The sequence below is a fragment of the Candidatus Solirubrobacter pratensis genome (assembly GCF_000425945.1).
In the GTDB taxonomy this organism is placed as follows: Bacteria; Actinomycetota; Thermoleophilia; order Solirubrobacterales; family Solirubrobacteraceae; genus Solirubrobacter; species Solirubrobacter pratensis.
Map to the genome: position 1 here is coordinate 725,140 of NZ_KE384480.1, position 17,768 is coordinate 742,907.

The window sequence follows — 17,768 nt, forward strand, 5'->3', positions numbered from 1 at the left end:
ACCGATGCGCAAGCGAGCGTACAGGCGGATCCCGCAGGTCCTCCTGCTCCTGACGGCGGCGTCGCTGGCCGGCGGCGTCACGACCGCGTCGCCGGCGAACCAGGCGATCGACCTCTGCGCGACGACCGGCAGCGTCACGCTGCCCGGCAACCTCGCCGTCCCGGTGTGGGGCTTCGTGCACAAGGGAACCGCCGCCGACTGCAGCGACGTCGCCGGCACCGCGACGATCCCCGGGCCGGCGCTGAGCGTCGACGAGGGCGACGTCGTGACGGTGAACGTCACGAACGCGCTCCCGCCCGGGCACACGATCTCCGTCGAGGTCCCCGGGCTGAGCTTCGATCCGGGGCCGACCGACGCCGCCCCCGGGAGCACACTCACGCGTACGTTCACCGCGAGCTCGCCGGGAACCTTCCTCTATCAGAGCGTGGGCGACGGCGAACGCCAGACGGCGATGGGACTCTACGGCGCGCTGATCGTCCGCCCGGCGACCGCGGGCCAGGCCTATGGGACCTCCGCGAGCGCGTACGACGTCGAGTCGCGCCTCGTGTTGAGCGCGATCGACCCCGCCTTCAACAACGACCCCGACGGCTTCGACATGCGCCGCTACCTGGCCACGTACTGGCTCATCAACGGCAAGGCGTATCCCGACGCGGACGTCATCCACGCGAGCACGGGCCAGCGCGTGCTGCTGCGGTACCTGAACGCCGGGCACGACAACACGACGATGGCGCTGCTCGGCATGGACGAGCGCGTGATCGCCAGGGACGCCCACGTGCTGGGCAACCCATTCGACGCGCACGCCGAGACGATCCCGGCGGGGGCGACGGAGGACGTCGTCGCGACGGTCCCGGCCGCCTCGTCCGGGCTCACGCACGGGTTCCCGCTCTACAACCGTCAGCTGCACCTGGGCAACGGCGCCCCTCCGGGGCCCGCCCCCGGCGGCATGATGACGTTCATCCAGGCGCCGTGAGCGGGCGCGATGCACGGATTCGCCTCGCCCACTCCGACGCGCGCTCGGGTGCTGGGCGGCGTCATGGGCGCGGCCCTGATGCTGCTCGCGATCACGAGCTATGAGATCGCGCGTCACTCGGGCTCGACGGGGTCGGCGTCGCTGCCGCGCATCGCGGCGCCGGCGCCCCTCCTGCCAAAGGTTGCATTCGAGCGCCGCGCCGGCGTCCGGATCGCGCGCGTCGCGGTCTCGGGCGGCGGCGGGTTGCTCGACCTGCGCTTCCAGGTGCTCGACGCGGACGCCGCGGCGTCGGTCCATGACGCCGCCACCCCGCCGCAACTCGTCGACGAGCGTACGGGCGTAGTGGTCGGCGGCCTGCTCATGGGCCACAGCCACAAGGGGCGGCTGAACGCGGCGCAGACGTACTACCTCGTGTTCGACAACCCGGGAAGCCTGGTGCGGCGCGGGAGCCGCGTGACCGTGCAGCTCGGGGCGGCCCGTGTCGCGCACGTGCCGGTCCGGTGACGGGCGATGGCGCGCCGCGGGCCCTTCGTCGCCGTCCTCGCCTTCGCCTTCGCCGCGCTCGCCCCCGAGGCGGGCGCGCACGCCGTGCTCGCGCGCTCGGCGCCGGCCGACGGAGCTCGCCTGGCGCATGCTCCGCAGCAGCTGCGGCTGGAGTTCAGTGAGGCGATCTCGCCTCGCTTCCGCGTCGTGCGGGTGATCGACGGGCGCGGCCGGGCGGTCGCGGGTGCGCGCGTGCGCGCCTCGGGCGCGCGCGAGCTGCTGGTGGACGTGCCGAGGCTGGCGCGCGGCGCGTACCAGGTCACGTGGGAGGTGCTCGCCGACGACGACGGGCATGTGACGGGCGGCGCGCTGGCGTTCGGCGTGGCGGCGCGGCCGGTCGCGGCCGCCCGCGGGCCCGGGACGGCGCCGGCTGCGTTGGAGGCATCGCTGCGCTCGATCGACCTGGCGTTGCTGGCCGGGCTGATCGGGGCGCTGTCGGTGGCGGCGCTGCTGGGTTCGGCGGCGGGGCCGGCGGAGCGGGCGCGGCAGCGTCTGCTCGCGGCGGCCGCCGTGGCGGCGGGCGCCGCGGCGCTGACCGGGCTCGTCGTGCTCGCCCGCCAGCTCGACCGCGTGCACGCGACGGTCGCGCCGGGCTCGAGCGTGGGGGACGTGCTCGGGACGCGCTGGGGCGCGCTCTGGCTGGCGCGGGAGGCGCTGCTGGGGGCGCTGGCGGCGACGGCCCTGTGGTGGCGCGCCGCGCGGGCGACCGGGCCGGCGCCCAGCGCCAACAGCGCGCGGCCGGCCGGCGCGGCGGCGGCCGTGCTCGTCGTCGCGCTCGCCGTCGTGCGAGCGCTCGGCGGTCATGCTGCGGCGGCGCCCGGGCCAGCTCTCGCCGTGGCGGCCGCCGCCGCACACGTCGTCGCCGCCGGCGTGTGGCTGGGCGGCGTCGCGGCGCTCGGCGTCGCCCTCGCCGCCGCCCGCGGCGAGGCGGGGGCGCTGGCGCGCGCGTGCCGGGGGCCGTTCGCGCGCGCCGCCGGCATCAGCCTCGCCGTGCTCGCGGTCACCGGCCTGGTCGCCGCGGGTGCGCAGGTCGCGTCGGTCGACGCGCTGCTCACCACCGACTACGGCCGCACGCTCGTCACGAAGACCGCGCTGGCGGCCGTGGCGGTCGCGCTCGGGTGTGCGAACGCCCTGGCGCTGCGCCGGGGATCGCTTCCGCGGCTGCTGCGCGTCGAGGCGGCGGCCGGCGCGGGCGTGCTGCTCGCCGCCGCCGTGCTGACGGCCTCGCCCCCGGCCAAGGGGCCGGAGTTCGCGGCGCCGCGGCCCGCCGTGGCCCCGGCGCTCGCCGGCCGCTCCGGCGACCTGCTCGTCACCGCGACCGCGCGACCGAACCGCGCCGGGCCGAACGTGCTCAGCCTCGCCGCCGTCAGCTCGCGGCGCCCGCCGCCGGCGCCGGTCGAGCGCGCGGAGCTCCGGCTCACGCCACCGGGCGGCGGACCCGGGCGCACCGTCGCGCTCGCCGCCGTCGCGCCCGGGCGGTTCGCCGGCGGCGCCGACCTGGACGCCGGCGGCCGCTGGCGCATGACGGCGCTGATCTGGCGCGGGACGCATCCCGTCGCCGTGCCGTTCGCCTGGGCGGTCGCCCCGCCGGATCCCGCCCGTCCGGTGACCTACTCGGCGCGCCCTCTCGCGCCGGTGCTCGATCGCGCCGCCGCCGTGCTCGCGCTCCTGATCGGGAGCGCCGCGGCGGCGGCCGTCGGGCTGCGGCGCGGTGCCCGTTCGATCGTCGAGCCACTCGGCAAGGAGGCCTCATGATCCGCACGCTGCCGCTCGCCTTCGCGGCGCTCGCGCTGCTCGGCGCGGCAACCGCGCCACGGGCGCATGCCGCCGGCCGGATCGACGCCGCCGTCGCGCAGTCGCTGCGCGCGGCCAAGCCCGGTGACAAGGTCGACGTGCTCGTCGTCCTGCGCCGCCAGGCCGTTCTCCCGACCAGGCGAGGTACTCGCCGCGCCGCGATCGTCAGGGCGCTGCGCGCCCTCGCCGGCGACGACCAGCGGCGGCTGCTCGCGCTGCTCGTGATCCGGCGCCTGCAGGGACGCGTCGCGACGGTCCGGCCGTTCTGGGTCTTCAACGGGCTCGAGGTCGTCGCCGACCCGGACGTCGTGACGGAGATCGCGGCACTGCCGGAGGTCGCGGAGATCAAGCCCAACGCGACCGTCCAGGCGCCGAGCGCGCCGATGAGCTCGCTCGCTCCCGAGTGGAACGTCGCGCGCGCGACGGCGCCCGAGCTCTGGAGCCTCGGCTACCGCGGACAGGGCGTCATCGTGGCGAGCATGGACACGGGCGTCGACGCGACCCATCCGGATCTCGCCGGGCGATGGCGCGGCGGAGCGAACAGCTGGTACGACCCGAACGGCGAGCATCCCACGACGCCGACCGACGTCAACGGGCACGGGACGTGGACGATGGGGACGATGGTCGGCGGTGACGCCGGCGGCTCGGCGGTCGGCATGGCGCCGGACGCGCGCTGGATCGCCGTGAAGATCTTCAACGACCGCGGCAGCGCCACCGTCGCCGGCATCCACGCCGGCTTCCAATGGCTGCTCGACCCCGACGGCGACCCCGCGACCGACGACGCGCCGGACGTCGTCGACGACGCATGGACGATGGGGGCGACCTGCGACCTCACGTTCCAGCCCGATCTGCGAGCGCTGCGCGCCGCCGGGATCCTGCCGGTCTTCGCCGCCGGAAACTCGGGTCCCAATGCCGGGACGAGCATGAGCCCGGCGAACAACCCCGAGGCGTTCGCCGTCGGCGGCGTGGATGCAGGCGATGCGATCGACCCGGAGAGCAGCCGCGGACCGTCGGCCTGCGGCGGCGGGGTCTTCCCGCAGCTCGCCGCCCCCGGCGTGGACGTGCGCACGACCGACCTCTATGGGCTCTACGCGAACGTCACCGGCACCTCGATCGCGGCGCCGCACGCGAGCGGAGCGCTCGCGCTGCTGCTGACCGCGTTCCCCGGCCTCGACGCGGACCGCCAGGCCGCCGCGCTGGAGAGCGGCGCGGCCGACCTCGGCGCGGCGGGACCGGACAACGACTTCGGCGCCGGTCGGCTCGACGCGCTGGCGTCCTACGGCTGGCTGGCCGCCGCGCCGGACTTCGAGCTCTCGGCGACGCCCTCGCCGGCGACCACCGCGGCGGGCGGAACCGTCACGTACAGCGTCGGCGTGCAGGCGCTGAACGGCTTCGCGGACGCCGTCGCGCTCTCGCTCACCGGCCTGTCCGCCGGACAGGCGAGCTGGAGCTTCAGCCCGGCCACGGTCATCGCCGGCTCCTCGCGGCTGACCGTCACCACCGCCTCCACGCTCGCGCCCGGTACCTACGCGCTGACGATCACCGGGACGAGCGGCACCGCCACGCGCTCGACGCGCGTGGCGCTCGTCATCCCCGAGCCGCCGGGGTTCTCGCTCACCGCGACGCCGGCCTCGCGCACGGCGGCGCCGGGCCAGAGCGCCGCCTACACCGTGTCGACGTCGGTCGCCGGCGGCTTCGCCGGCGACGTCGCCCTCTCGCTCAGCGGCCTCACGGCGGCCCAGGCGAGCTGGCGCTTCGCGCCCGCCGCGATCGCGGGCGGCGCGGGCGCCTCGGAGCTGACCGTCACGCCCGCGGCTGCGCTCGCGCCCGGCACGTATCCGCTGACGATCACCGCCGCGAGCGGCTCGATCGTCCACTCGGCGGGCGTCACGCTGGTCGTGCCGGACTTCTCGCTCGTCGCCTCGCCGGCGTCGCGCTCGACGGTGCCGGGCGCCGCTGTCACGTACACGGTCTCCGTCGGCGCGATCAACGGCTTCACGGGGACCGTCGGGCTGTCGCTCTCCGGGCTTTCGGCCGCGCAGGCGGCGTGGAGCTTCGCGCCCGCGAGCGTGACGGCCAAGGGCACCGCGCAGCTCACGGTCACGCCCGCGGCGTCGCTGGCGCCCGGCAGCTACCCGCTCACCGTGACCGGCACCAGCGGCTCGACCGCGCACACCGCCCGGGTGACGCTCGTCGTCTCGGCGCCGCCCGACTTCGGCGTCGCGGTGGCGCCCGCGTCGCTGACGGTCGTCGCCGGCCAGAGCGTCGCCTCCACGGTCACCGTGTCGTCGGTCGGCGGCTTCGCGGGGAGCGTCAGCCTGTCGGCGGCGGGCTTGCCGCAGCTCGCGACCGCGACGCTCTCTCCCAACCCCGTGATGGCGCCGCGCACCGCGACCGTCACGATCCGCACGGCGCGCACGACTCCGCGCGGGACGTTCACGCTCACGATCACCGGCCGCAGCGGTACGGTCGCGCACGCCGCGAGCCTGACGCTGGTCGTGCGCCCATGACGACCGGGACGGTGCTGCACCCCGCCTTCTAGTCTCAGCGACATGGTCATCGCCATCGACGGTCCCGCGGGGACCGGCAAGTCGACCGTCGCGCGCGCCGTCGCGGAGCGCCTCGGCTTCACCTACCTCGACACGGGGGCGATGTACCGTGCCGTCGCGCTGGCGGCCCAGCAGTCCGGCGAGCCGCCCGCCGAGGCGGCGGCGCGCATGGACCTGCAGCTCGGCGACCGCGTGATCCTCGACGGCCGTGACGTCACGGACGCGATCCGCACCCCCGAGGTGACGGCGGCGACGTCGAAGGTCGCCGCCGACCCGGACGTCCGGGCCGCCCTCGTCAAGCAGCAGCAGGCGATCATGGCGACCGGCGACTGGGTCGCCGAAGGACGCGACATCGGCACCGTGGTCGCGCCGGACGCTGAGGTGAAGGTCTTCCTCACGGCGGCGCCCGAGGAGCGCGCGCGGCGCCGCGCCGAGCAGACCGGCGGCGACTACGCGACGATCCTCGCCGACCAGGCGGAGCGCGACGAGCGCGACTCGTCGGCGAACCGCTCGATCTTCGAGGCGCCTGACGACGCCACGCCCGTCGACACGACCGAGCTCAGCCTCGACCAGGTGATCGAGCAGATCGCGACCCTTGTGACCGAGGCCAAGGAGGTCGGCGCATGAAGGTCGCGGTCGTCGGCTATCCGAACGTCGGAAAGTCCTCGCTCGTCAACCGCCTCACGCAGTCGCGCGAGGCGGTCGTCCATGAGCGGCCCGGGATCACGCGCGACCGCAAGGAGCTTGCGACCGACTGGAACGGGCGCCACTTCACGCTGATCGACACCGGCGGCGTCGACCTCGACGACGAGGACCCGCTCGCCGTGTCCATCCAGGACCAGGCCAAGGCCGCGCTCGCGGACGCGCAGGTGGCGCTGTTCGTCGTCGACGCGCGTGCGGGGATCCGCCCCGGCGACTACGAGATCGCCGACATCCTGCGCAAGGGCGAGGTGCCGGTGGTGCTCGCGGCGAACAAGGTCGACTCGCCGGAGCAGCTCGCGCTCGCGCACGACTTCCACGGCCTCGGGTTCGGGGAGCCGCTCGCCGTCTCGGCGTCCCAGGGGCTCGGGACCGGCGACCTGCTGGACCGCCTCGTCGATCTGCTCGGCGACGAGAACGAGGCGCCCGAGGAGGACCCCGATCTCGTCCGGCTCGCCGTCATCGGGCGCCCGAACGTCGGCAAGTCCTCGCTCGTCAACGCCTTCCTCGGCCGCGAGCGCGTGATCGTGTCCGACGTCGCCGGCACGACGCGCGACGCGATCGACACCCCGATCGAGGTCGACGGCCGCCCGCTGCTGCTGATCGACACCGCGGGCATCCGGCGCCAGGCGAAGGTCAGCGAGTCGGTCGAGTACTACACGACGCTGCGCTCGCAGCGCGCCGCCGAGCGCGCCGACGTCGCGCTCGTGGTCTGCGACGCCCAGGACGGGGTCACGGCGCAGGATCTGCGGATCGCCGATCTGGCGATGAAGTCCGGCTGCGCGACCGCGCTGGTGCTGAACAAGTGGGACGTCACCGGCGGCGAGGGCGAGCCGCTCGGGCCGGGCGGGGGCGTCGGCGCGGCCGAGCTCGACCGCGAGCGCGCGCGCGTGAACCAGAAGCTGCGGCTGCGGCCGCGGGTGCTCACGGCGTCGGCGAAGACCGGCCGCCACATCCAGCGGCTGCTGCAGGAGGCGCTCTCGATCGCCGACCGCGCCTCGCACCGCATCCCGACGCCCGAGCTCAATCGCTTCCTGGCCGACGTCGTGGCCGCTCGCCAGCCGCCGGCCAAGCAGGGCCACCGGCTGAAAATGCTCTATATCGCGCAGATCGGCACCAGCCCGCCCCGCTTCGCGATCCAGGTCAACTCGCGCAAGCGCGTCACGCGCGACTACGCGTACTTCGTCGAGAACCGGCTGCGCGAGCGCTACGGACTGGAAGGCGTACCGGTGATCATCGACTTCAACGAACGCCCGGGACGGGGAACCCGTGAAAGCCGCTAGGCTCTCTGCCCAATGAGCCAGCTGTCCGACAACGAGTACCTGTTCACCTCCGAATCCGTCACCGAGGGGCACCCGGACAAGGTCGCCGACCAGATCTCCGACGGCGTCCTCGACGCCGTGCTGCGTGACGACCCGACCGGCCGCGTGGCGTGCGAGACGCTGGTGAACACCGGCCTCGTCGTCGTGTCCGGCGAGATCTCGACGACGACGTACGTCGACATCCAGGACATCGTCCGCGAGACGATCCGCAACATCGGCTACACGGACGCCGACCTCGGCTTCAGCGCCGACTCGTGCGCGGTCATCAACGCGATCGACAAGCAGTCGCCCGACATCGCCCAGGGCGTCGACAAGGCCTACGAGGCGCGCACCGACGCCTCCGACGACGATGCACTCGACGTCGCCGGCGCCGGTGACCAGGGGATGATGTTCGGCTACGCGTCCAATGAGACGGACGAGTTGATGCCGCTGCCGATCTCGCTCGCACACAAGTTGGCCGCGCGCCTCGCGCACGTGCGCAAGGCCGAGGTCGTCCCGTACCTGCGTCCCGACGGCAAGACCCAGGTCTCCGTCCGCTACGCCGACGGCCGGCCGGTCGAGATCGAGAAGCTGCTGATCTCGACGCAGCACAAGGAGGGCGCCGAGTCGCTGATCCCGGACGATCTCTGGGAGCACGTCGTCGAGCCGATCCTGCCGAAGGACCTCTACGACGCCGACAAGCTGCGCAAGAACTTCCTCGTCAACCCGACGGGCCGCTTCGTGATCGGCGGGCCGGTCGGCGACGCCGGCCTGACCGGGCGCAAGATCATCGTCGACACCTACGGCGGCATGGCGCGCCACGGCGGCGGCGCCTTCTCGGGCAAGGACCCGAGCAAGGTGGACCGCTCGGCGGCGTACGCGGCCCGCTACGTGGCGAAGAACGTCGTCGCCGCGGGCCTGGCCGACCGCGCCGAGGTCCAGGTCGCGTACGCGATCGGCGTCGCGCACCCGGTCTCGGTCATGATCGAGACATTCGGCACCGAGAAGATCGGCCGCGGCCGCATCGCCGCCCTCGTGAACGAGTTCTTCGACCTGCGCCCGGGCGCGTTCCGCGCCTATCTAGACCTCCACAGGCCGATTTACCAGAAGACGGCGGCTTACGGTCACTTCGGGCGCGAGGACCACGATTTCACCTGGGAGCGGACCGACAAGGCCGCCGCTCTCCGTGAGGCCGCCGGCCTCGCGGCTGCTGAAGTCGCGTAAAACGGGGTAGTGGGGCCTCCGAGGGAGGTCCCACTTGAACCAAATACGGCTGGACACCAACTTCATCGATTACGCGATCGTCATCGCGTACTTCGCCGTCGTCCTCGGCGTCGGCTTCGCTGCCAAGCGCTACATCAAGAGCAGCCTCGACTACTTCCTGTCGGGGCGCTCTCTGCCGGCATGGATCACCGGCCTCGCGTTCATCTCGGCCAACCTGGGCGCCACGGAGGTGCTCGGGATGGCGGCCAATGGCGCCCAGTACGGCGTCGCGACGGTCAACTACTACTGGATCGGCGCGATCCCGGCCATGGTCTTCCTCGGCCTCGTGATGATGCCGTTCTACTACGGCTCGAAGGTCCGCTCGGTCCCTGAGTACCTGCTCCAGCGGTTCAATCCGGCCGCGCACCAGTTCAACTCGTGGACGTTCGCCCTGGCGACGATCCTGATCGCCGGCGTGAACCTGTACGCGCTGGCGCTGGTCCTGAAGTTCCTGCTGGGCTGGCCGATCATCGCCGGCATCATCGTGGCGGCGGTCATCGTCGCGGTCTACATCACGCTCGGCGGCCTGTCGTCGGCGATCTACAACGAGGTGCTGCAGTTCTTCGTGATCCTCGCGGCGCTGATCCCGATCGCGATCGTCGGTCTGCACGACGTCGGCGGCTGGACCGGGCTGCAGGACAAGTTCAAGGGCACCAAGGTCGGTGAGGCGGGCCTGCACGCGTTGCACGGGACCGGGGTCGGCAGCGTCGACAACCCGATCGGCGTCTCGTGGATCGGCATCGTGTTCGGCCTCGGCTTCGTGCTCGCGTTCGGCTACTGGACGACGAACTTCGCCGAGGTCCAGCGCGCCCTGTCGGCCAAGAACCTGTCGGCGGCCGAGCGCACGCCGCTGATCGGCGCGGTCCCGAAGCTGTTCCTGCCCTTCGTCATGATCCTGCCGGGCGCGATCGCGCTGGTCGTGATCCCGCATCTCGGGACGGGTGAGAACCTGCAGTACAACAACTCGATCCCGCTGCTGATCAACAAGTACCTGCCCAACGGCATGCTCGGGATCGCGCTCACCGGCCTGATGGCCTCGTTCATGGCGGGGGTGGCGGCGAACGTCAGCGCGTTCAACACGGTCGTCACGACCGACCTCGTCGAGCCGTACTTCAAGCCCGGCCAGTCGGACCATTGGTACGTGAGCTTCGGCCGCGTCGCGACGATCGGCGGCATCGCGATCAGCATCCTCACGGCGTTGATCGCGTCCTCGTACTCCAACCTCATGAACTACCTGCAGGCGCTGTTCTCGATCTTCAACGCGCCGTTGTTCGCCACGTTCATCATCGGCATGTTCTGGAAGCGGATGACACCCGCCGCGGGGTTGTGGGGGCTGGTCGCGGGCACGTTCACGGCGGCCGCGACGTTCGTCCTCTACAAGACGGGCGTGATCTCCTTCGGGTCCGATCTCGCCGAGTCGATGTGGGGGGCCGGCCTGGCGTTCGTGGTCGACGCGATCGTCACCGTGCTGGTCACGCTGCGCACGCAGCCCAAGCCCGTGGAGGAGTTGCAGGGGCTGGTCTACGGCATGGCCAACGTCGACGAGAGCATCGAGGTCAGCCACCGATGGTGGGAGTCGCCGAAGCTGCTCGGCAGCTCCGTGCTCGTCGGCGCCGCCATCCTGACGATCGTCTTCTGGTGAGAGATGTCCACTGAGCAAGCACCATCGACGTCCCGCCGCGCCGCGCGTGCCGCGAACCTGTTCGACCTGCGCCGCATCATCGGCGGGCTGTTCACCGCCTGGGGGATCCTGCTGATCATCCTCGGGGCGACCGACAGCGAGGCCGAGGCCAACAAGGCCGCCGGGATCAACATCAACCTGTGGGCCGGGATCGGCATGCTCCTCCTCGGGCTGTTCTTCATCGCCTGGGCGCTCACGCGCCCGCTCGGGGAGCAGCTCGCCGACGCCGCCGAGGAGGAGGGCGGCGAGTATCCCGCCCGGGCGGCGCCGCGCGGCGTCGACGCCGCCGCCCTGGCGTCACACCAGCGCAGCGGCGGGACCCGGCGTGACCGCGATCGCACCGGCGGGGAGGGCGGAGCCGGGACGTAGGAGCGCGAGCACGGAGCCGCCGAAGCCACCGCCGACCATGCGCGCGCCGGCGGCTCCCAGCTCCTTCAACCGGGCCACGGTCGCCTCGACCTCGGGCACCGAGGCCTCATAGTCGTCGCGCAGGCTCGCGTGCGAGGCGTCGAGCAGGCGGCCGGCCTGCTCGAGGTCGCCACCGCGGAGCGCTTCCACCATCGCGTCGACGCGCGCGTTCTCGGTCAGCACGTGGCGGGCGCGCTTGTTCAGCGTGCCGTCCAGCCGCTCGAGATCGGCCTCGGTCGCCTCGCGCAGGGTCGCGATGCCGAGCCGCTCGCAGGCCTGCTCGCACTCGGCGCGGCGCTCGTTGTAGCCGGAGGCGGCGAGCGTATGGCTGGCGCCGGAGTCTACGGTCACGAGCCGCCAGTCGCCGAGCTCGAGCGGGACCTCGCGCACCTCGAGGCTGCGGAAGTCGATCCGCAGCGCGTGGTCGTCGGAGCCGAGGAGGGCGGCGAGCTGGTCCATCAGGCCGGTGTTCTGGCCGACCCATTCGTTCTCGACGCGCGAGCAGAGCTTCGCGAGGTGGCGGAGGTCCTCGGGCGGGGCGAGGTCCGCGAGCCCGAGCAGCGCGAGTGCCAGGGCGGTGGAGAGGGCGGCCGAGGAGCTGAGCCCGCTGCCGCGCGGGACGTCGCCCTCGATGGTCAGCCGGGCCGGCTTGAGCCCGTAGCCGGCGTCCTGCAGCTCGGCGACGATCCCGCGCGTGAACGCGCGCCAGCCGCTCTCGGGCTCGCGGTTGCCGAGCGGGAAGGCGTCGGTCTCGCCGAGGTCGAGCGCCTCGGCCTCGATGCCGTCCGCGATCGGCTCGGCCGTCACGGTGACGCCGCGGGCGATGGCGAAGGGCAGCGCGAGGCCGCCGTTGTAGTCGGTGTGCTCGCCGATCAGGTTCACGCGGCCGGGGCCGCGGGCGGTCACGGGCATCCCAGACGCTCGCGCATGACCCGGGCGGCCTCCGGGCTCTCGTCGATCAGCAGGTAGCGGCGGCCGAGCTTGGCGGCGACGGCGCCGAGCGTGCCGGAGCCGGCGAACGGGTCCAGGCAGAGGTCGCCAGGGCGCGAGGACGCCTGCACGAAGCGCCGGAGCAGGCCCTCCGGCTTCTGCGTGGGGTAGCCGGTCTTCTCGCGTCCGGTGGGGGAGACGATCGTGTGCCACATCACGGAGACGGGGCGCTTGCCCTTGGCCTGCTTCTCGGGCGTGACCAGGCCGGGCGCCATGTACGGCTCGCGGTCCACCGCCTCGCTGTCGAAGTGGTAGCCGCGCGGGTCCTTGACGTAGACGAGGATCGTGTCGTGCTTCTGCGGCCACTTGCGGCGCGGCTTGGCGCCGTAGTCGTATGCCCAGATGAGCTCGTTGAGGAAGCACTCGCGGCCGAAGATCTCGTCGAGCAGCAGCTTCACATAATGCGCCTCGCGGTAGTCGAGGTGCAGGTACAGCGTGCCGGTGGGGTGGAGGATCCGGCGCAGCTCGACCAGGCGCGGCTCGAGGAAGCCGAGGTAGTCGTCGAACGTGTCGCGGTAGGAGGACTCGCCGAGCAGCTTCGTCGCGTAGCGGCGGCCGCCGAATCCGGTCCGGTCGCCATCCTCGCCCGCACCGACGGTCTGGAGGCTGCGCCGTGTCTGGGTGCGGCCGGTGTTGAACGGCGGGTCGGCGTAGGCCATCTGCGCGTAGCCGTCCGGCAGCTCCCGCAGGAGCGGCAGGTTGTCCCCGAGGACCACGCCCTCCATCAGCGCGCGCCCACGGGCGTGCGACACGGTCCGGCGAGGGCGGCGACGGTCCCGGCGGCGGGCATCGATCGAGCGTACCGGGCGGTCCGGCGGCGGTGGCGGGCGCGCGCCGCCGAGCCGCGTCGCTGCGTCTCCCCGGCGCGGCGGCGCGTCGCCGTGCTCCCCGGGGCGGCGTGATCGCGAACGGCGGGCATCGAGGGGGTGGGTCCGTTGCCCCGGTTTCACGTGTGGTCGCTTAGTCGCGTACAGCGCCACTTCTCGACCACGCCGCTTTTCGGTGTGGCCCGGGAGCCGCGCGGCCAGGTGCTCCTGCTGTTCGCGCGCCCGCCCGCGGCCGGCGCGCGTGCCCCCGGCAACGACCGCCCTCGCGCCTATCGTCACTCGCCGCCCGTGATCGCGCGCATCGAGCCCCTGACCACCACCCGCCGGCTGACGGGCCCCTTCGACTACCTGCTCCCCGAGCAGCCCGTCGAGGTCGGCTCGATCGTGCGCGTGCCGTTCGGGCATCAGGCGCTCGACGGCGTCGTGGTGGAGCTGGCCGAGAGCTCCGACCTCGCCGAGGAGCGGCTCCAGACGCCGACCAAGGTCCGGGGCGACTCGATCCCCGCCGATCTCGTGGAGCTCGCGCTGTGGATGGCGGCCGAGTACTGCTCGACTCCGGCGCGCGCGCTGAGCCTGGTCGCGCCGCCGCCCGGCAAGACCAGGACGCTGTTGTGGGCGGAGGCGAGCGGCGCCGACGGGCGGCTCAATGACAACCAGCGCGCGCTGCTGGCGCGCCTTCCCGGTCCCGCGAGGGACGATCTCGCCGCGCTGCGGCGGCTCGAGAAGCGCGGGCTCGTGACGATCACGGAGCGGATCGCGCGCCGCGCGCCGCGCATGAACCCGGCGCCCGACCGGCCCGTCGAGCTCACGGCCGCTCAAGCGCAGGCGCTGCGCGTGATCGAGGAGGCGCCCGGCGAGGCGCGGCTGCTGCACGGCGTGACCGGCTCGGGCAAGACGGAGGTCTACCTGCGCGCCGCCGCGGCGGCGCTCGAGCGGGGCGAGGGCGTGATCGTGCTCGTGCCCGAGATCGCGCTCACGCCCCAGACCGTCGCGCGCTTCGCCGCCCGCTTCGGTGACACCGTCGCGCTCCTGCACTCCGCGCTGAGCGAGGGCGAGCGCTACGACGAGTGGCGCCGGCTGCGCTCCGGCGAGGCGCGGATCGCGGTCGGCCCGCGCTCGGCCGTCTTCGCGCCCGTCGAGCGGCTCGGCCTGATCGTCGTCGACGAGGAGCACGACGCCTCCTACAAGCACGAGGGCGACCCGCGCTACGACGCCCGCCACGTCGCCGAGTTCCGCGCGGCATACTCGCACGCACGGCTCCTGCTCGGCTCGGCGACACCGCGCCCGGAGACGGCGCACGCCGTCACCCGCGTCCGCCTGCGCGAGCGCGTGGGCGGCGCGCAGGCCCTGCCGCCGGTCCGCGTGCTCGACATGCGCGACGCGCAGCACGCGCTGCACCCCGAGACGCGCCGGGCGCTGGGCTCGGCGCACAAGTCGATCGTGCTGCTCAACCGCCGCGGCTGGTCGAACTTCCTCACGTGCCGCAGCTGCGGCAAGGCGTGGGAGTGCCCGAACTGCGACGTCGCGCTCGTCCTGCACCGCGCCGGCGGGTTCCTCGCGTGCCACCACTGCGGCCACCGCGACCGCGTTCCCCAGCGCTGCGACCACTGCGGCTCGCTCTCGGTCACCCGCCACGGCGCCGGGACCGAGCGCGTCGAGGCCGAGCTGGCGGGCGCGCTCGACGTGCCGGTCTTCCGGCTCGACGCCGACACGGCCGCGACCAAGGACGCCGTCCCCAAGCTGCTCGCGCGCTTCCACGCCGCCGAGCGCGGCGTCCTGCTCGGCACGCAGATGGTCGCGAAAGGGCACGACTTCCCCGACGTGACGCTCGGCGTCGTGCTCGACGCCGACAGCACCCTGCGCTTCCCCGACTTCCGCGCCGAGGAGCGCACGTTCGCGCTGATCGCGCAGCTCGCCGGCCGGGCCGGCCGCGGCCCGCGCGGCGGCCGCGTGCTGGTGCAGACCTCGACACCGGACGCGGCGAGCATCCAGGCCGCGGCCGCGCACGACTCCGACGGCTTCCTGAAGGGCGAGCTCGAGCGCCGCAGAGCGCTGCGCTACCCGCCGTTCACCGACCTCGTGCGCATCATCTGCAGCGCCCTCGACGCCGAGCCGGCCCGCGCCGCCGCCGCGCGCGTCGCCGAGGCGATCGCGGAGAGCACGTCGGACGGCACCGAGCTGCTCGGTCCCGCGCCGCTGTTCCGCCTGCGCCAGCGCGAGCGCTTCCAGGTCGTGCTCAAGACCACCGAGCGGCCGGCCGCGATCGCGGCGACGGGCGCCGCCGTGGAGGCCGCCGCGCGCGCGAAGGAGCTCAAGCAGGTGAACTTCAGCGTGGACGTGGACCCCGTGTGACGTCGCACGGAGTCCGGCGAGACCGAGGGCCGTGCCGGCAGCGCCGTCTCGCGCGTCTCGACGAAGGGAGGGCGAAACCGCAATAAACTCCATCGGCGATGTCGGACGACGTCCACACCGAGGCGCACGGGCAGGTCGCCGAGCCGCAGGAGCGGCTCGACCCCGAGACGCGCGCGCGCCGCGAGGCCGCCCTCAAGCACGTGCGCAAGTACGGCGATCCCGTGCTGCGCGCCCGGGCGCTGGAGATCGAGCAGTTCGACGCGTCGCTGGTCGACGAGGTCCGGCGCATGGGCCGGCTGATGCACGACGCCTACGGCATCGGCCTTGCGGCCACGCAGGTGGGCGTGGTGCACCGGCTGCTCGTCTACCGGACCGAGATGGAGGGCGTGATCGCCGCGCTCGCGAACCCCGTCATCGAGTGGTCGAGCAAGGAGACCGAGAGCGCGGAGGAGGGCTGCCTGTCGCTGCCCGGCGTCGCCGTCGAGGTCGACCGGCCGGTCCACGTGCGCGTGCGCGCCCAGGACGAGCGCGGCGCGCCGATCACCGTCGAGGCGTCGGGGCTCGAGGCGCGCGTGATCCAGCACGAGATCGACCATCTTGACGGCGTCCTGATCCTCGACCGCACGTCGCGCGACCAGCGCAAGCAGGCGATGCGCGCGCTGCGCGAGGCGCTCGAGCCGCGCGCGGCCGCGTAGTGCCCGCCGGCGCGGACAGCCACGTCCCGAACCGCTAGTTGCGCAACGTCTACCTCGGCACCTCGGAGTTCGCGGCCGTGGTGCTGCGGCGCCTGGCCGACAGCGCCCACCGGCCGCAGCTGGTCGTCACGCGTCCCGACCGCCCCCAGGGGCGCGGGCGGCGGCTCCTTCCCCCGCCGGTGGCGACCGTCGCGCGCGAGCTCGGCATCGACGTCATCCAGCCCGAGCAGCTGCACGCGCCGGAGATCCTCGAGCGGATCGCCGCGGCGCGGCCAGAGGTCCTCACGACCTGCGCCTACGGGGTCCTGATCAAGGAGCCGCTGCTCTCGGACTACGAGATGATCAACGTGCACCCGTCGCTGCTGCCGCGCTGGCGCGGCGCGGCGCCGCTGGAGCGCGCGATCATGGCCGGCGACGCGGAGACCGGCGTCTCGATCATGCGCGTGACCGCGGGCTGGGACTCCGGCCCCGTCTACCTGCAGGAGCGCACGCCGATCACGCCTGAGGACGACTACGCGTCACTTGCCGCCAGGCTGGAGACGATCGGCGCCGAGCTCCTGGTCCGGGCGCTCGACGAGCGCCCCGTCCCGCGTGAGCAGGACGAGGCCGGCGTGACGTACGCGCAGAAGATCACCGCCCGCGACCGCGCACTGGATCCGACGCGCCCGCCTGAGGAGGAGGAGCGCCGCGTGCGCGCGCTCAGGCCGCACATCGGCGCCCGCCTCCCGCTGCCCGACGGCAGCTTCCTCGGCGTCATCGCCGCGCGCGTCGACGGCCCGACACGCGCGCCCGCCGGCGGACTCGTGCGCACCGAGGGCGATCGGCTGCTGCTCGACTGCCTCGGCGGCGCGCTCGAGCTGACGCGGATCCGCCCGCCCGGCGGCCGCCCGATGAGCGCCGGCGAGTGGCTGCGCGGCCGCCCCGATCCGGCGCTGACGACGTTCCGGCTCGATCCCGCGCTGCCCGACCGCGACCTTGCGGAGCTGCTCGAGCTCGCGGTGCAGGAGTGGCGTGACGACGATCGCGAGTGGTACCCGTACGTCAGCGCGCTCGCCGTGCGCGGCGGGCGCGACGTGCTCGACGCGCTGACCGCGCGCGCCCGCGACGCCGACCCCGGCGTACGCAGCCTCGCGGCGTACCTGCTCGGCCAGCTCGGCGCCGAGGTGCCGGCGTACCCCGGCGAGCAGGCGGCGGCGCTGTCGGCGATGGCGGTCCGCGAGCACGACCCCGTCGTGCTGGAGGCGATCGCGTGCGGGTTCGGCCATCTCGGCGAGCCCTACGGGCAGGACTGGCTGCTGGCGCAGCGCGACCATCCGGACGCACGCGTGCGCGAGGGCGTCGCGTTCGCGCTCGGTGGCCGCGCCGCGGACGGCTCGCTGGGGGCGCTGATCGCGCTCTCGCGCGACGCCGACGCCGACGTGCGCGACTGGGCGACGTTCGCGCTCGGCACGCTCGCCGAGCTGGACACGCCCGAGCTGCGCGACGCGCTCGCCGCCCGCGTCGACGACGAGGATCGCGACACGCGGCTGGAGGCGATCCACGGCCTCGCGCTGCGGCGTGACGCGCGCGTCCGGGACGCCGCGCTCGACGTGCTCGAGCACCCCGGCCGCGACGACGTCTACACGCGCAGGCTGCTGAACGAGACGGCCGCCGTCCTCGCCGAGGACGACGACCGCTTCGAACGGTTCACGTAGAG

Annotated in this window: 14 protein-coding genes; 12 read left to right on the forward strand and 2 right to left on the reverse strand. The window is 73.8% G+C overall.

All coding sequences use genetic code 11. From position 1 onward, the window contains the following. Positions 1-4: 4 nt before the first annotated feature. The 9 genes from H958_RS0127980 to H958_RS46915 are packed head-to-tail and all read left to right on the forward strand — an operon-like array spanning position 5 to position 11,169. Positions 5-970 carry a multicopper oxidase domain-containing protein gene (locus tag H958_RS0127980; protein ID WP_028061074.1) on the forward strand — a complete coding sequence of 322 codons (966 nt, stop codon included), beginning with the start codon at positions 5-7 and terminating at the stop codon, positions 968-970. A gap of 48 nt (positions 971-1,018) precedes the next feature. Next, complete coding sequence (locus H958_RS0127985; protein WP_028061075.1) at positions 1,019-1,474, forward strand: hypothetical protein; 456 nt, start codon at positions 1,019-1,021, stop codon at positions 1,472-1,474. A gap of 6 nt (positions 1,475-1,480) precedes the next feature. Beyond that, positions 1,481-3,268, forward strand: a complete 1,788-nt coding sequence (locus H958_RS0127990; RefSeq protein WP_028061076.1) for a copper resistance CopC family protein — start codon at positions 1,481-1,483, stop codon at positions 3,266-3,268. Beyond that, on the forward strand, positions 3,265-5,817 hold the full coding sequence (locus H958_RS0127995; RefSeq protein ID WP_028061077.1) for a S8 family serine peptidase: 2,553 nt from the start codon (positions 3,265-3,267) through the stop codon (positions 5,815-5,817). Before H958_RS0127990 ends, H958_RS0127995 begins: the two co-directional genes overlap by 4 nt. Positions 5,818-5,859: 42 nt before the next feature. After that, a complete protein-coding gene (cmk, locus tag H958_RS0128000) occupies positions 5,860-6,483 on the forward strand; it encodes a (d)CMP kinase (protein WP_028061078.1) in 624 nt (207 codons plus the stop codon). Next, complete coding sequence (der, locus tag H958_RS0128005) at positions 6,480-7,838, forward strand: ribosome biogenesis GTPase Der (protein ID WP_028061079.1); 1,359 nt, start codon at positions 6,480-6,482, stop codon at positions 7,836-7,838. Before cmk ends, der begins: the two co-directional genes overlap by 4 nt. A gap of 12 nt (positions 7,839-7,850) precedes the next feature. Beyond that, the gene (gene metK, locus H958_RS0128010; protein ID WP_028061080.1) at positions 7,851-9,080 is read left to right on the forward strand and encodes a methionine adenosyltransferase; all 1,230 of its coding nucleotides are present in this window, start codon (positions 7,851-7,853) and stop codon (positions 9,078-9,080) included. A 34-nt stretch (positions 9,081-9,114) separates the two neighbouring features. Further along, the gene (locus tag H958_RS0128015) at positions 9,115-10,761 is read left to right on the forward strand and encodes a sodium:solute symporter family protein (protein ID WP_028061081.1); all 1,647 of its coding nucleotides are present in this window, start codon (positions 9,115-9,117) and stop codon (positions 10,759-10,761) included. A 3-nt stretch (positions 10,762-10,764) separates the two neighbouring features. Next, on the forward strand, positions 10,765-11,169 hold the full coding sequence (locus tag H958_RS46915) for a hypothetical protein (RefSeq protein WP_156028338.1): 405 nt from the start codon (positions 10,765-10,767) through the stop codon (positions 11,167-11,169). Here H958_RS46915 and galK read toward each other — a convergent pair. Together galK and H958_RS0128030 are read right to left on the reverse strand one after the other, a co-directional pair. Then, complete coding sequence (gene galK / locus H958_RS40905) at positions 11,098-12,120, reverse strand: galactokinase (RefSeq protein ID WP_037411521.1); 1,023 nt, start codon at positions 12,118-12,120, stop codon at positions 11,098-11,100. The two genes, H958_RS46915 and galK, sit on opposite strands and share 72 nt — an antisense overlap. Further along, entirely contained in the window at positions 12,111-12,923 is an 813-nt protein-coding gene (locus tag H958_RS0128030) for a DNA-methyltransferase (protein WP_037411522.1), read from the reverse strand. Before H958_RS0128030 ends, galK begins: the two co-directional genes overlap by 10 nt. Before the next feature lie 279 nt (positions 12,924-13,202). Between H958_RS0128030 and priA the strand changes: the two genes are divergently transcribed. From priA to H958_RS47895, 3 genes are all read left to right on the forward strand, one after another. Next, positions 13,203-15,377 carry a replication restart helicase PriA gene (priA, locus tag H958_RS0128035; RefSeq protein ID WP_051324905.1) on the forward strand — a complete coding sequence of 725 codons (2,175 nt, stop codon included), beginning with the start codon at positions 13,203-13,205 and terminating at the stop codon, positions 15,375-15,377. 98 nt (positions 15,378-15,475) lie between these two features. Further along, complete coding sequence (def, locus tag H958_RS0128040; protein WP_028061084.1) at positions 15,476-16,072, forward strand: peptide deformylase; 597 nt, start codon at positions 15,476-15,478, stop codon at positions 16,070-16,072. Between the two features lie 38 nt (positions 16,073-16,110). Beyond that, entirely contained in the window at positions 16,111-17,766 is a 1,656-nt protein-coding gene (locus H958_RS47895; RefSeq protein ID WP_081686344.1) for a formyltransferase family protein, read from the forward strand. The last annotated feature ends 2 nt before the right edge of the window (positions 17,767-17,768 follow it).